This is a genomic window from uncultured Mailhella sp. (assembly GCF_944324615.1).
GTDB lineage: Bacteria > Desulfobacterota > Desulfovibrionia > Desulfovibrionales > Desulfovibrionaceae > Mailhella.
In genome coordinates, this window is sequence record NZ_CALUWY010000071.1 from 1 (window position 1) to 13,707 (window position 13,707).

The following is a 13,707-nucleotide window of genomic DNA, read 5'->3' on the forward strand; positions in this document are numbered from 1 at the left end:
CGTACACTGGGCGCTGGAGCAGGGCTTTTCCCGCATTGTGGTCGTGAAGACGCGGCCCGACGATTACCGGCGCGACGCCGCGGCCGGAGGAAAGCTCGCGCGCCTCGTCTACGGCAGGAAATGGCCCGCTCTTGCCGGGTCTCTGGCCAGAAGCAACGCCGACTACAACCGCCTCTGCGACGATATCGAACGCCTGCGTGCAGAAGGCCGTGTCTTCGTCATCAGCCCTTCGCACTTCATGGACATAGGCCGCATGGAAAGCGACCTGGAGAAGCTGGGGGAATGGTACTGGCTCGGCTACCGCGACGCAAAGAACATCATGCCCGATCTGAAGCTCTACCTGCAGCAGGAAAAAGGCTGATAAAGGACGCAGGCACGTTCCTTAAAAAAGCGGCAGTGAAAACAGGCCCGCCTCAGGCGCCCCGTCCGGAAGGCGCCGGCTTCTGCGCGCATAAAAAAAGGCCCCCGGAGGGGGCCTTGATGCGTCCGGCACAGAACGACGCCTACTTTTTCAGAGAAGCAAAGGATTCCAGCCCGAAATGAGGCTGTTCCTGCACCATGCCGGTATCGAGCTTGGCGCGAAGGTCCAGCAGCGCCCGGCGGATCTGCTCGGGGCACGAGGACACCTTCGAGGTGGGGCAGATGGGCATGTTTTCAAAACGGCTGATCACTTCGTCGATGTGCATGCCGCGTATGAGGCGGCCTATGCCCTGAAGGTTGCCGGGGCAGCCGCCCTTGAAGTCGAACCTGGTGATGATGCGGCTTTTTTCATCCACCTCTATCATGTACATTTTGGAGCACACGCGCTCCGGTATGAAGACAAACTGCATGGATATCCTCCCGTTGTGGAAAACAGAGTCTTACGAAAATCTCACGTCTCTGGCAAGCGGCGGGAACGTTTTTCTCCGGCAGGACTCAGGAGCGGGCTGCGCGCGTCCCAGGCAGGACGCTTTTTCCGGCATATCCGCAGGAAAGCAAGGTTGACGTTGCGCGATTTTGCCCTATCCTTTCCCCGGACGGCTCCTCCTTGTCATCATGCTTCCGGCTCCGGCCGGCAGGGAGCCTCGATCCCCGGCGCTTCTCAGGCGCGGGGCACGCCGCATTCCGCCATTAACGCGCATCCGCGCTTTCAGGAAGGTTATTCATGAAAAAAAGACGCATAGTTCCCATCACCGTTCTTTCCGGCTACCTCGGCGCGGGCAAGACCACGCTGCTCAACCATGTTCTTTCCAATCAGGAAGGCTACAAGGTCGCCGTCATCGTCAACGACATCGGTGAAGTGAACATCGACGCCAGCCTCATCGCCAAAGGCGGAACCGTGGAAATGGACGACAGCCTTGTGCCCCTTTCCAACGGCTGCATCTGCTGCTCGCTCAAGACCGATCTTCTGGAACAGGTGCTCAACCTCATCGAATCCGGCAAGTTCGACTATATTCTCATCGAAGCCAGCGGCATCTGCGAACCCCTGCCCATTGCACAGACGCTCTGCCTCGGGGATGAATCCCTGCCCAAGATATGCAGGCTGGACGGCATCGTCACCGTGGTGGACGCGCAGCGCATGGTGGATGAATTCATGGGCGGCAGCAAGCTGGTGGACGAAGATCTGGAAGAAGAGGACATCGCCAGCCTCGTGATCCAGCAGATAGAATTCTGCACCACCATCGTGCTCAACAAGGTGGACGGCCTTACGCCCGATCAGCTCGGCCTGCTCAAGACCGTGATCCGCAAGCTCCAGCCCGAAGCCAACATCATAGAGACCAACTACGGCAAGGTGGCCGTGAAGGACATCCTCGACACGGGCCGTTTCGACTTCGACCGCGCCTGTGCCTCCATAGGCTGGGTGCAGGCTCTGGAAGCCGACGCTCCGGAAGAAGACCATGAAGAAGAGCACGAGGAAGACCATTCCCACTGCGACCACGAACACGGCCACTGCGTGCACGATCATGACCACGAAGTTCATGACCATGAGGAGCATGACCACGACGGGCATGAACATCATGAGCACGAGGAAGGCCACGGCCATCACCACCATCACCATCCTCACGACGGCCACGAACACGGTGAGGAATACGGCATTTCCACCTTCGTGTACTTCCGCCGCGCCCCCTTCAGCCAGAAGAAGTTCGAGGACTTCGTCAACGACGCCTGGCCTTCCAGCGTCATCCGCTGCAAGGGCCTCATCTGGTTCGTGGACGAACCCGACACCGCCTACCTCTACGAACAGGCGGGCCGTCAGATGACCGCCTCGCCCTACGGCGAATGGGTGGCCGCCGCCCCGGCCAAGCGTCAGGCCGCCGAACGCCGCGTGGACAAGCAGCTTGACGAGGAATGGGACGAAACCTACGGCGACAGGATGCAGAAGCTGGTATTCATCGGCCAGCACATGGACAAGGCGGCCATCTGCGCCGCGCTTGACGCCTGCCTTGAAAAATAACCCCTTCGCGCGGCCGGGAACACCGGCCGCGCGTTTTTGCGGCGCATGCCGCTCCCCTCAGCCCGGCAATGCCGAAACATACTCCCATGCGCAGAAACATCGTTCCCATCACGCTGCTCACCGGTTACCTCGGCGCGGGCAAGACCACGCTGCTCAACCATGTTCTTTCCAATCAGGAAGGCTATAAAGTCGCCGTCATCGTCAACGACATAGGCGAGGTGAACATCGACGCCGCGCTTATCGAAAAGGGCGGCAATGTGGAGATGGACGACAGCCTCATCCCCCTTTCCAACGGCTGCATCTGCTGCACCCTCAAGGAAGACCTGCTCCAGCAGATTCTCGACCTCATCGCCACCTGCCGCTTCGACTATATTCTCATCGAGGCAAGCGGCATCTGCGAACCCATGCCCATAGCGCAGGCCATCACCCTGGGCAACGAAGTCATGCCCACGGTGTGCAGGCTGGATGCCGTCGTCACCGTGGTGGACGCCATGCGTATGGCCGACGAATTTTTAAGCGGCCGGAAGCTGCTGCAGGAAAACGATGACGACGATGTGGAAAGCCTGCTCATACAGCAGCTGGAATTCTGCACCACCGTGGTCCTCAACAAGGTTGACGAAGTGACTCCGGAACAGCTTGCCGAAATCCGCGCCGTCATCCGTCAGCTCCAGCCCGAAGCCGGCATCATAGAGACCAACTACGGCAGGGTGTCCGTGAACGATATCCTCAACACCCACAGCTTCAACTTCGCCCGCGCAGGCAAATCCGCCGGATGGATACGCGCCCTTCAGGCCCACGACGCCCATGAAGAGGAACACGACGCCCCTCACGGCAGTCATCACGAACACCATCACGATCACGAGGAAGGCCATTCCCACACTGAGGAGTACGGCATTTCCACCTTCGTATACTTCCGCCGCGCGCCCTTCGATCAGGAAAAGTTCAGCTCCTTTGTGGAAATGAGCTGGCCGGAAAACGTGATCCGCTGCAAGGGCCTGATATGGTTCCGGGAAAATCCCTCCATGTCCTACATGTTCGAGCAGGCGGGAAGGCAGACCGTGGCCACGCCCTTCGGCCGCTGGATGGCCACGGCGCCGGAGCAGCAGCGGAAGGAAGCCCGCCGGGCCAACCCGGAACTCGACCGCAACTGGGATGCACGCTACGGCGACCGCATGATCAAACTTGTCTTCATCGGACGCCACATGGATGAAAAGGCCATATCCTCCGCGCTGGATGCATGCCTGATCTCCGACTGAGCCTTTGCTCTGCAACGTGAAACCACTCTTCCGCGCAGGACCCGCAGGCCCTGCCGGAAACTCTTCCCGTTGCGTCGTATCCGGACCTGCATGAAGAGCATTCCGCCCCCGCCTTTTCTGTAACAGGGAAAGGCGGGGCTTTTTCTGCCTTCCCCTCCCCCTGCAAAACACGCCCCACTTCCCTGTAACAAAGTGTGAAAACGCTTCCGCCGCAAGCCTCCGCAAGCTTCATTCGAGCCGTTCCATAAATATATCTCCGCTCCCCTTTTATCTCCATGCCTCTTGTGTTACACTGATTCCAATTTCAGGGGCAGAGGCTTTTTTCAGGGATTCCCGGCCCTGCCCGCCGCCATCTGGAGCAAGGTATGCTGAATGGTTACGACGTGATAGGTGATATACACGGCTGCGCAGACAAGCTGGAGGCCCTGCTTTCCCGCCTGGGATATGAAAAAAGCGGCGGCGTGTGGCGACACCCCGACCGCATGGTCATCTTTCTCGGCGACTATATCGACCGGGGTCCGCAGATTCTGGAAACGCTGAAGATTGTGCGCAACATGCGCGAGGCGGGAGCGGCCGAATGCCTCATGGGCAACCATGAATTCAACGCCATATGCTGGAACACTCCCCGGCCGGACAGTCCCGGCGAATTTCTCCGCAGTCATAATGAAAAGCACACCCTGCAGCACGCCGCCACGCTGGAACAGCTCGCCGGCTGCTATCAGCCGTGGGTGCAGTGGATGCGCAGCCTGCCCCTCTGGCTGGAAATAGGCGATCTGGGCGGCGAGGGAAACCGCCTGCACATGGTGCACGCCTGCTGGTCGCAGGATGCCATGGACATGCTCACCAACGGCGAATGCGAAGGGGAAAGCCTTGTTTCCGGCCGCAGAGACGCTCCCTGTCTTGCCGAGGCAGGGTACGCCCGCGCCTGCTGCGACAAGGAAAGCTGTGAATATCAGGCTGTGGAAACGCTGCTCAAGGGGCCGGAACTGCCCATGCCCGAAGGCATGCTGCTGCGTGACAAGGAAGGCAACGAAAGAGACCGCTTCCGCGTGAAATGGTGGCTCCCCACAGGGGAAAGCTGCCGCGACATGGCCCTCATGGGCTGCGACGACCTCTTCTCCATTCCCGAAGAGGCAAAGCCCGCACCCGGCAGCTGGGAAGCCCTGCCCGTGGAATACCCCACCTTTTTCGGGCATTACTGGCGAAGCCCCGGCGAAGACATACGCATCTATTCCCCGCATGTGGCCTGCCTCGACTTCAGCGCCGTTTCCGGCGGCCCGCTGGTGGCCTACCGCTGGAACCGGGGCGACAGCGCCCTGAGGGATGACCGCTTCGTGTGGATCGGAAGCCAGGAGGACACCACCACCCTTTCCAGAAGGCTGTTCTTCCCGTAAAATCCGCTGTTCCGCGCGAATCTGCGCCGTTTTCTTCCAGAGCGCAGCAGGTCCGCGGAAGTTCTCAACGTGAAATACAGGCATCCGGCCGCTTTTCCCCTGCGGGAAAACGACCGGATGCCTTTTTCATGCGGAAAATTCCGGAATCCTCCCATCACCGGCCATGAAACGGCCCGTCACAGGATCTGGAATGCGAAAGGAGGCTTCGGGCATACCTGCCGGAGCAACGGACTCCGGCAGGGCCAAAGCGGCAGGCTCTAAAAACGCAGGTCTCTTTCCCCGGCCTCCAGTCTCTTCAGATAGTCCATGGTCTGCGCTCTGCGCTTCTCCCGCGTGATGTGTTCCAGCTCATCGGCTATCATACGCTCGCCGAGAGCCTTCAGCTCGTCGTCGGCATAATCGAGCAGATATTCCTTGAAGGTCAGCATGGCGTTGGGCTGACAGCAGTTGCTGATTTCCCCGCTCTTGGCAAGAGGCATGAAACGGTCGCCGGTACGGCCCGAACGGTAGCAGGCCGTGCAGAAACTCGGCAGATAGCCGTCGCGCACCAGTCCCTTGAGCACGTCTTCGGGCTTGCGTTCATCGGCAAGGTGGAACTGCGGGGCCTCGCCGGGGATCTCACGCCCGGGGTGCGCATAGCCGCCCACGCCCACACAGGAACCGGCGCTCATCTGGGACATGCCGATATCCAGAAGCTCGCGGCGGAACGCTGCGGATTCTCTGGTGGTGAGTATCATGCCGGTATAGGGCACGGCCAGACGGGTGACGGCGATGAGATGCTTGAAATCCTCATCGTTCACCAGACGATAGGCGGAATAATCCACGCCTTCGGCGGGAAGCAGCCGGGGGAAGGAAATGGTGTGCGGTCCCACGCCGGCCACGGCTTCCAGGTGCTCGGCGTGCATGAGCAGGCCCATCACCTCATAGTGCCAGTCGTACAGGCCGAAAAGCGCGCCTATACCCACATCGTCCAGCCCGCCGTGGAGCATGCCGCGATCCATGGCCTCGGTATGCCATTCATAACTGGCCTTGGGGCCGCCCATGTGCATGAATTCATAGGTGGGCTTGTGGTAGGTTTCCTGAAAGAGAATGTAGGTTCCCAGCCCGGCTTCCTTGAGCCTGCGGTAGTTTTCCGCCGTGGTGGCGGCTATGTCCACGTTCACGCGACGTATGGAACCGTTCTGCAGCTTCGTGTCGTAAATGGTGTGCATGCACTCCAGAATATAGTCGATGGGGCAATGTCTGTCGTCTTCCCCCGCCTCCAGCAGCAGCCGCTTGTGCCCCAGCTTTTCCAGCGCCAGCACCTCTTCACGCAGCTCCTCCTGAGAGAGCCTGCGCCGCACCGTTTTGTTGCTGGCATGAAAGCCGCAGTACCGGCAGTTGTTCACGCAGTAGTCGGAAAGGTACAGCGGCGCGAACATGACGATGCGGCGGCCGTAAATGTGTTCCTTGATCTTCCGGGCCAGCGCATACATGCGCTTTCTCGTCGCCTCGTCCTCCACATAGAGCAGCACGGCCGCTTCCTTGTGCGTGAGGCCCCCGCATCCGGCCGCCTTGTCCAGAATGCGTTCCACAGAGACCCTGTCCGCGGCCAGCTTTTTTCCCTCTTCCAGAGAGGTCATGATCTCGGCATGATCGATGAATTCGTTGGAGTCCAGAGAGCGTACATTGTACATAGTGATTCCCCCGGCGGCCAGGCCGCCCCGGCAAAAGCCGTCCATGGCAGAAACTGCCGTTCAGACAAGGCGCCCAGAGAAAAGAAAAAGGCGCCTTCCCGCAAGGAAAGGCGCCCGGAATACGATGAGCTCCCCGTCGCAGGGCGGGGCGGGCGGCACAGACCTTTCTGCCCGGAACGCACGGAGGCGTTCTTCGCAGTCGGGATACCGTAACAAAAAGCCGCAGTTGCGGCGCTCCTCCCGGAAGATGAATCCGCCGGTCGGAATGCGGGCATCATACACGTTCCTCCTCATGAGGCAAGAGAAAAGCTCCGCCCCCGCTCATCCCGACCTCTTCCCCCATGAGAAGTTGCCGCCCTCTTCCGCACACGGGGCCTTTTCCCCGCTCTCCTGTCTTGACAGGGCGCGCCATTGCTGAAAGCATCGTTCCGCGCGGCCCTGCAGAAAGGGTTCTGCGCGCCCGCCGCCTTCGCGCCCGAAGGCTCCCTGCAGACAAAGGACATCATCATGGAAGAAAACCGCCTCGGCATCGTCGGCATCATTGTGGAAAACATCGAAGCCTCCGCAGCCCTGAACGCCATCCTGCATCAGTATGCCGACATCATTGTCGGCCGTCTGGGCATTCCCTACCGCGATCGCGGCGTGTCCATCATCTCCCTCGCCGTGGACGGCAGCAATGAGGCCATTTCCGCCATGACCGGAAAAATCGGCCAGCTGGAGCATGTTTCCGTCAAATCCGTCATCACGAAGATGTAGTGACGTTTTCTCCGGCCATGCGGCCTCTGGACGCATGGCCGTGCCCTCCCCGGCATTTCCGGAAAGTATGCCTTCCCGGCGACAGTGCCGGAAAGACCGCGGGGAAATCTCCCGGCGACACGCCGCTTTATTTTCCCGGCAAAAAGGCCTATGTTCGGGCCGAACCTCACGCATCCGGGAGATATCATGCGAGAAATTTCCGTCGACCTCATACGCGACACCGTGGCGCGCCTGGCTGTGGAAGCCTGCTGCCGCCTGCCCGAATCCACTCTGGCCGCCATGCACCGTGCCAGAGCATGCGAACTTTCGCCCACAGGGCGCGACGTGCTCGACCAGCTCATCCAGAACGCCGATATTGCAGAGAAGGAAAACGTCCCCATCTGCCAGGACACGGGGCTTGCCGTGGTCTTTGCCGAAATCGGGCAGGAAGTGCACATCACGGGCGGCCTTTTTGAAGACGCCGTGAATCAGGGCATAGCCAAAGGCTATACGGAAGGATATCTCCGCAAATCCTCGGTGGAAGAGCCGCTTTTTGAGCGCAGAAACACCGGCGACAACACGCCCGCCGTCATCCACACCCGCCTTGTGGCCGGGGACCGTATCACGCTCCGCCTCGCCCCCAAGGGCGCGGGAAGCGAAAACAAGGGCGCACTGCACATGCTCGTGCCCGCAGACGGCATCGAGGGCGTGAAGAAGGCCGTGCTGGAAACCGTGCGTCATGCCGGGGCCAGCCCCTGCCCGCCCATGGTCATAGGCGTGGGCATAGGCGGCAACATGGAACTTGCCTGCCTGTGCGCCAAGAAGGCCTGCGCCCGCGACGTGGAAAGCCGCAACCCCGACCCGCGCTATGCGAAGCTGGAAGAAGAGCTCCTCGATATGGTGAACAGGCTCGGCACCGGCCCCGCAGGCCTCGGGGGAAGCGTCACCGCCTTCAAGGTGAATGTGGAATTCTGCGCCACGCACATCGCCAGCCTGCCCGTGGCCGTCAACATCAACTGCAATGCCGCGCGCCATGCGGAAGCCGTTCTGTGAGGAAACGCCATGCCTTCCACCCATCATCTGGTCACGCCTCTTTCCAAGGATGACATCCGCAAGCTGCGCGCAGGCGATCTCGCCTTCATCAGCGGCACCATCTACGCGGCGCGCGACGCCGCCCACAAACGCATGACGGAAGCCCTTGACGCGGGCCGCCCCCTGCCCTTCAACCCGGAAGGACAGCTCATCTACTATGTGGGGCCTTCCCCCGCCAAACCCGGCAGACCCATAGGTTCCGCCGGTCCCACCACCTCCGGCCGCATGGATGCCTACACCCCCCGCCTGCTGAAGCTCGGCCTTGCCGGAATGATAGGCAAGGGCAACCGCTCCCGGGCGGTGATGGACGCCATCCGGGACAATGTCTGCGTGTATTTCGCCGCCACCGGAGGGGCCGCCGCGCTCATTTCCCGCTGCATCCGTTCCTATACCGTGCTTGCCTGGCCGGAACTGGGACCTGAGGCCCTTGCCGCCATGGAAGTGGAAGACTTCCCCGTCACCGTGGTGGCCGACTGCTTCGGCACCGACCTGTACGAGGAAGGCAGAAAGCCCTATCAGCATATCTGACGCCGTCCGCCAACATCTCAGGGGCGCCCCGCACATGCCGTGCAGGGCGCCCCTGCCGTATCTGAAGCCGCAGAAAATCGCCGCACCCGTAATCTTCCCTCTTCCTCCCCTCCCGCAGGCAATACTTCCCGCCTGCCGCCGTGCCTTCTCTTCCCGCTTTCCGCTCATGCCGACTTTCCGCCGTCCGGCGCTTCCGAAAGCCGTGCGATTTTTCTGTCTTCAGCTTGCGCGCATGTGGGAACATATTCACAACATTGTAAAGAAACTGTCATAATAAGCTGATTTTATTGACTGAGCTGACAGGATGTCCGTAATATGTGACAAAATGTCATAAAAGTATTCCCCCTCCACTCTTCCGTGTTCAAATACGGCGGTGCGATCATGTCCGACATGTTCTTCTTCGACAGGCAGGACAGAGAGCTGATGAAGATGATCAACAACATCATCGACTACGGCCCTTCTTCCGACCTGGAACACAGAATATTCCATGCCCGGCTCCATCCTCACGGCATTCTGAACCTGACCACAACGCACGCATTCCGCATGGCTCAGGCCGTCATCAATCTTCTGGGCAGTCTTACCAAGGCAGGCCCTGCGGAAAACCGCCTGGCCGCTCTGCGCACGCTGCACGACGAGGTGCTGCACAGCGCCCAGACCACGTTCCGCTATAATACGGGCCGGGTGCTCATCCAGATCATGAAGGCCATCATCCGTTCCCGGAACGACGAATACGCCCAGCTCAAGCTGATACACGACTTCCGCAAGGCCGCCTCGGGCAATCCGCGCATCGTCAGGGAATTTCTCAACAGGCATCATCTCATGGAAATGCCGGAGGAATGGAATCAGCTTACGCTGGACCAGCATGTTCACGACGCCAACACCAAGGGCCGCAAGAACGCCACCTTCCTCATCATGGATGCCTGGGTGAAGGGCATCCGCAACCTCACCGTGGTGTATTACAACTATGTGGAAGTGGACGTGGCCCGCGAACTTCTGAGCGCCGCCGCCCTCATGGGCATTTCCGTGCGTATCGGTCTGGAATTCCGCGCCTCCTTCCGGGGGCGCTATGTGGATTTCATCTGGGCGCCGCGCGGCTTTTCCGACATTGAGGACTTTCTGGACTTTCTCACCTCGCCTTCCATGAGCGCCTTCATGGAGGAAGGGCGCAAGGCCTCGCTCTGGATACAGGAACATGTGTTCGCCACCCTGGAGCTCTGGAACAGCCGCCACGCGCCGGCCCTCACGAGGGATCTCGGCATTCCCGTGACCACGCTGGACAAGGATGCCTTTCTTGCCTTTGTGGGCAACGGGCAGCCCTCGCTGCTGCATCTGGCGGAATTTGCCCACAAAACGCTGCTGCCCAAGTTCCAGGCCAAGACGGCCGACCTCACCATGGAACTGGAAGAGGCCGACGAGGCCCGCAAGGCGGAAATTCTCCGCCGGATGAAGCGCATGGATGAATTCACCCCTTCGGTCATTCACGACAGCTGCCTTGCCCCTGCCTGCAACCCCGAGCTGCCCTCCCCTGAAGATCCCCCCGCTTCGGAAGAAGACTCACGCCCGAAACTTCTGCGCATGAGCGTGCCGCAGCTGCTGGAGCGGCTGAGCACCCTGCGCAGCGGCTACCGCATCACCCTGCAGCTTGCCGGACTCACGGCGGAAGACGTTCTGGAAATCATCTGGGACGGGCAGGGCTTCATCACCCATCTTGAACTTTTCAATCTCAAGGAATGGCACGAAGGCAATCTCAGCCACATCCGGGAAATCAACGAGCTGCAGATCGCCATCAACAAAGGCGACGTCATGCGCCTCAAGCGCATCCTGCGCGACATGCTCGGCCGCATGGACTGCTCCCTGAACCCCGAAAACCGGGAGCGCTGCGAAAAATTCCGCGCCATTCTGGGCAACATTCCGGCGCTTCAGGCCCTGTACCGCTACGCGCCCCTTGCCAGCCACATGGGCACCGATTCCACAAGCCACCTGGGCAACCGCTACGGCATGGGCCTTGCCGTGCCCGAAACCCTGCCCGGCAACGCAAGAAAGCACCTCACCGGCAACAAATACATCAGCGTGGTCACCCTGCCCATACAGATGCCCCTGGGCTGCCGCGAGGAATACAGACCGCGGGAGCACATGCCCCGCTGCTGCGCCCTGGGCCGGAAACTGCTGGGACTTGCCACCTGCGGCATGAAGCGCAAGAGAGAATGGGAACCTCTGGATGAGAACATACGCATCGGGCAGCCGGGCAACGTCATCACCATGGGCGGCATGACCATGGAAAAGACCAACGGCCTCGGCTCCGCCCATGCCGATCCGCTCCCCGACAGGGAAGACTCGCCGGGCAAAGGCTACCTGAACACCACCTTTTCCAATGTGCTCAAGGTGCTCTGCGGCTTCATCCCCGCCCTTCTCACCTTCCTCATCACCCAGGAATGGTGGGTGCTTGCCTGGTTCGGCGCGCCCATCTGGTTCGGCATCACCGGCGTGCGCAACGTGATACAGGCCGTCATCGCCGGCGGCGGCGTGCGCAAGAACATGCTGCTTTCCTGGAAAAAATTCGTCAACTGGTCGAGAGTGTGCGATTCTCTCATGTACACGGGCATTTCCGTCATTCTGCTCGAAGGGCTGACCCGAAACCTCCTCCTCAGCAGAGTGCTGGGCCTCACGGTGGAAAATTTCCCGCTGCTCGTCTTTTCCATCATCGCTCTGGCCAACGGCATGTACATCTCCTCGCACAACATCTACCGCGGTTTTCCCCGGACGGCCGTCATCGGCAACTTCTTCCGCAGCGTTCTGGCCATTCCCGTGGCCATGCTCTACAATTCCGTGCTCTACGCCTTCTTTCCGCTGATCACCGTCATCCCCCCGGAACAGATCCTCATTCCCGCCGCGGCCATCGTGTCGAAATTCGCCTCCGACACCGTGGCGGGCTTCATCGAGGCCGTGGCCGACCGCCGCAACAACTACCGCCTGCGCAACTGGGATTACCAGACCAAGCTGAAGCACCTTTTCGACTGCTATACAAGGCTGGAACTGGCCTTTCCCGACAGGGACATGCTTTCCCTGCTGGCCCAGCCCCGGGAGTTCATACGCTTCACCAAGGCCGAAGAGGCCCGGGCGCTTCAGGTGGAAAGCATCATCAACGCGCTGGATCTCATGTATTTCTGGTACTATCAGCCCTGCGCGCAGCAGACGCTGCTGAGCCTTCTGCGCGGCATGACCAGAGAGGAAAGGGTGGTGCTGGCCCGCTTCCAGAGCATACTGCTCAACGTGCAGGAAGTGTGTCAGCTCTTTGTCGACGGCATGCTCGGCATGAACTTCTCCCGCGCGCTGTCGTTCTATCTCGACAACTATGAGGATTATATAGACACCATCGCCCGCCACTGCTCAAGCTTCGATGTGAAGCGCTCCTCCGGAAAGAGCGAAGATGGCGCGGCCGTATAAGGGCATGAAAGAAAGGCACGAAAAAAGGCCCGCGACACCGTTTCCGGTATCGCGGGCCTTATACATCGCCTTACAGGCGTTCTTTCCCGTTACGGGGCTTACCCTTCCACTTTTTCAAATCTCAGGGTGCCGCCGTCCTCGTTCCTGTCCACCACCACGCGGATCTTCCAGCCGTCGCGGACCTCGCCGCTGATGACGGCGCGGGCGAGTCTGGTTTCCAGGTTGTGCTGTATCCAGCGCTTGAGCGGACGCGCGCCGTAGGCCGGATCGTAGGCCGTTTCCGCAATGAAGTTGCGGGCGTCGTCGGTAAGTTCCAGCGTGATCTTGCGCTCGTCGAGTCTCTTCTGCAGATTCCTGATCTGCAGATCCACGATGGCTCCGATCTGATCGGCGCGCAGCGGGTAGAACATCACCGTTTCATCCACACGGTTCAGGAACTCGGGCCGGAAGAAACGCTTGAGTTCCGCCATCACCGCATCGCGCACGCCGGGCTTGAATTCACCCTTCTCGTCGATGCCGTCCAGCATGATGGGGGAACCGATGTTGGACGTCATGATGATGATGGTGTTCCTGAAGTCCACGGTGCGGCCCTGGCTGTCGGTCAGACGCCCGTCGTCCAGAAGCTGCAGGAGCGTGTTGAACACATCCGGGTGAGCCTTTTCCACTTCATCGAAGAGCACCACGCTGTAGGGCTTGCGGCGCACGGCTTCGGTGAGCTGTCCGCCTTCCTCATAGCCCACATATCCTGGCGGCGAACCGATGAGGCGCGACACCGAGAATTTTTCCATGTATTCGCTCATATCGAGACGAACCATGTTGTCTTCGGTATCGAACAGGGCTTCGGCCAGCGTCTTGCACAGTTCCGTCTTGCCCACGCCGGTGGGGCCGAGGAAGATGAAGGAACCCAGAGGCCTGTGCGGATCGGAAAGACCGGCGCGGGCACGGAGTACCGCATCCGACACGGCCTGCACGGCCTCATCCTGCCCGATCACGCGCTCATGCAGACGGGCGGGAAGCTCAAGAAGCTTTTCGCGTTCCGACTGCAGCAGTCTGGTGACCGGAATACCCGTCCAGCGCGCCACGATGTCGGCCACGTCGTCGGGCCGCACTTCCTCGCGCAGCAGGCGGTTTTCCTTGCCGTCGCTCAC

General features: G+C 60.4%; 11 protein-coding genes. 8 read left to right on the forward strand and 3 right to left on the reverse strand.

Annotated elements, in window-relative coordinates; all coding sequences use genetic code 11:
• Window positions 1-361, forward strand: a 361-nt coding sequence (locus Q0K07_RS11425; protein WP_294559333.1) for a DUF6363 domain-containing protein, incomplete at its 5' end; no start/stop codon positions are given.
• A gap of 142 nt (window positions 362-503) precedes the next feature.
• On the opposite strand, the gene Q0K07_RS11430 is transcribed toward Q0K07_RS11425, so the two are convergent.
• Window positions 504-830, reverse strand: a complete 327-nt coding sequence (locus Q0K07_RS11430) for a TSCPD domain-containing protein (protein WP_294559335.1) — start codon at window positions 828-830, stop codon at window positions 504-506.
• A gap of 314 nt (window positions 831-1,144) precedes the next feature.
• Here Q0K07_RS11430 and Q0K07_RS11435 point away from each other — a divergent pair, with 314 nt between their 5' ends.
• From Q0K07_RS11435 to Q0K07_RS11445, 3 genes are all read left to right on the forward strand, one after another.
• Entirely contained in the window at window positions 1,145-2,434 is a 1,290-nt protein-coding gene (locus tag Q0K07_RS11435) for a GTP-binding protein (protein WP_294559337.1), read from the forward strand.
• A gap of 86 nt (window positions 2,435-2,520) precedes the next feature.
• Window positions 2,521-3,690: a GTP-binding protein gene (locus Q0K07_RS11440; RefSeq protein ID WP_294559338.1), complete on the forward strand. Its 1,170-nt coding sequence runs from the start codon at window positions 2,521-2,523 to the stop codon at window positions 3,688-3,690.
• Window positions 3,691-4,055: 365 nt separating this feature from the next.
• Window positions 4,056-5,084 (forward strand): metallophosphoesterase, encoded by a 1,029-nt coding sequence (locus Q0K07_RS11445; RefSeq protein ID WP_294559340.1) that lies wholly within the window; start codon window positions 4,056-4,058, stop codon window positions 5,082-5,084.
• A 257-nt stretch (window positions 5,085-5,341) separates the two neighbouring features.
• Here Q0K07_RS11445 and hydG read toward each other — a convergent pair whose 3' ends face one another.
• On the reverse strand, window positions 5,342-6,760 hold the full coding sequence (gene hydG / locus Q0K07_RS11450) for a [FeFe] hydrogenase H-cluster radical SAM maturase HydG (RefSeq protein WP_294559342.1): 1,419 nt from the start codon (window positions 6,758-6,760) through the stop codon (window positions 5,342-5,344).
• 411 nt (window positions 6,761-7,171) lie between these two features.
• Between hydG and Q0K07_RS11455 the strand changes: the two genes are divergently transcribed.
• The 4 genes from Q0K07_RS11455 to Q0K07_RS11470 all read left to right on the forward strand — a co-directional run bounded on the left by Q0K07_RS11455 (window position 7,172) and on the right by Q0K07_RS11470 (window position 12,559).
• On the forward strand, window positions 7,172-7,516 hold the full coding sequence (locus Q0K07_RS11455) for a TM1266 family iron-only hydrogenase system putative regulator (protein ID WP_294559344.1): 345 nt from the start codon (window positions 7,172-7,174) through the stop codon (window positions 7,514-7,516).
• Window positions 7,517-7,702: 186 nt separating this feature from the next.
• Complete coding sequence (locus tag Q0K07_RS11460) at window positions 7,703-8,548, forward strand: fumarate hydratase (protein WP_294559346.1); 846 nt, start codon at window positions 7,703-7,705, stop codon at window positions 8,546-8,548.
• Between the two features lie 9 nt (window positions 8,549-8,557).
• Entirely contained in the window at window positions 8,558-9,115 is a 558-nt protein-coding gene (locus tag Q0K07_RS11465; RefSeq protein ID WP_294559347.1) for a Fe-S-containing hydro-lyase, read from the forward strand.
• A 381-nt stretch (window positions 9,116-9,496) separates the two neighbouring features.
• The gene (locus tag Q0K07_RS11470; protein WP_294559348.1) at window positions 9,497-12,559 is read left to right on the forward strand and encodes a hypothetical protein; all 3,063 of its coding nucleotides are present in this window, start codon (window positions 9,497-9,499) and stop codon (window positions 12,557-12,559) included.
• Between the two features lie 98 nt (window positions 12,560-12,657).
• Here Q0K07_RS11470 and Q0K07_RS11475 read toward each other — a convergent pair.
• The coding region (locus Q0K07_RS11475) for an AAA family ATPase (RefSeq protein ID WP_294559350.1) at window positions 12,658-13,707 on the reverse strand (1,050 nt) is incomplete at its 5' end.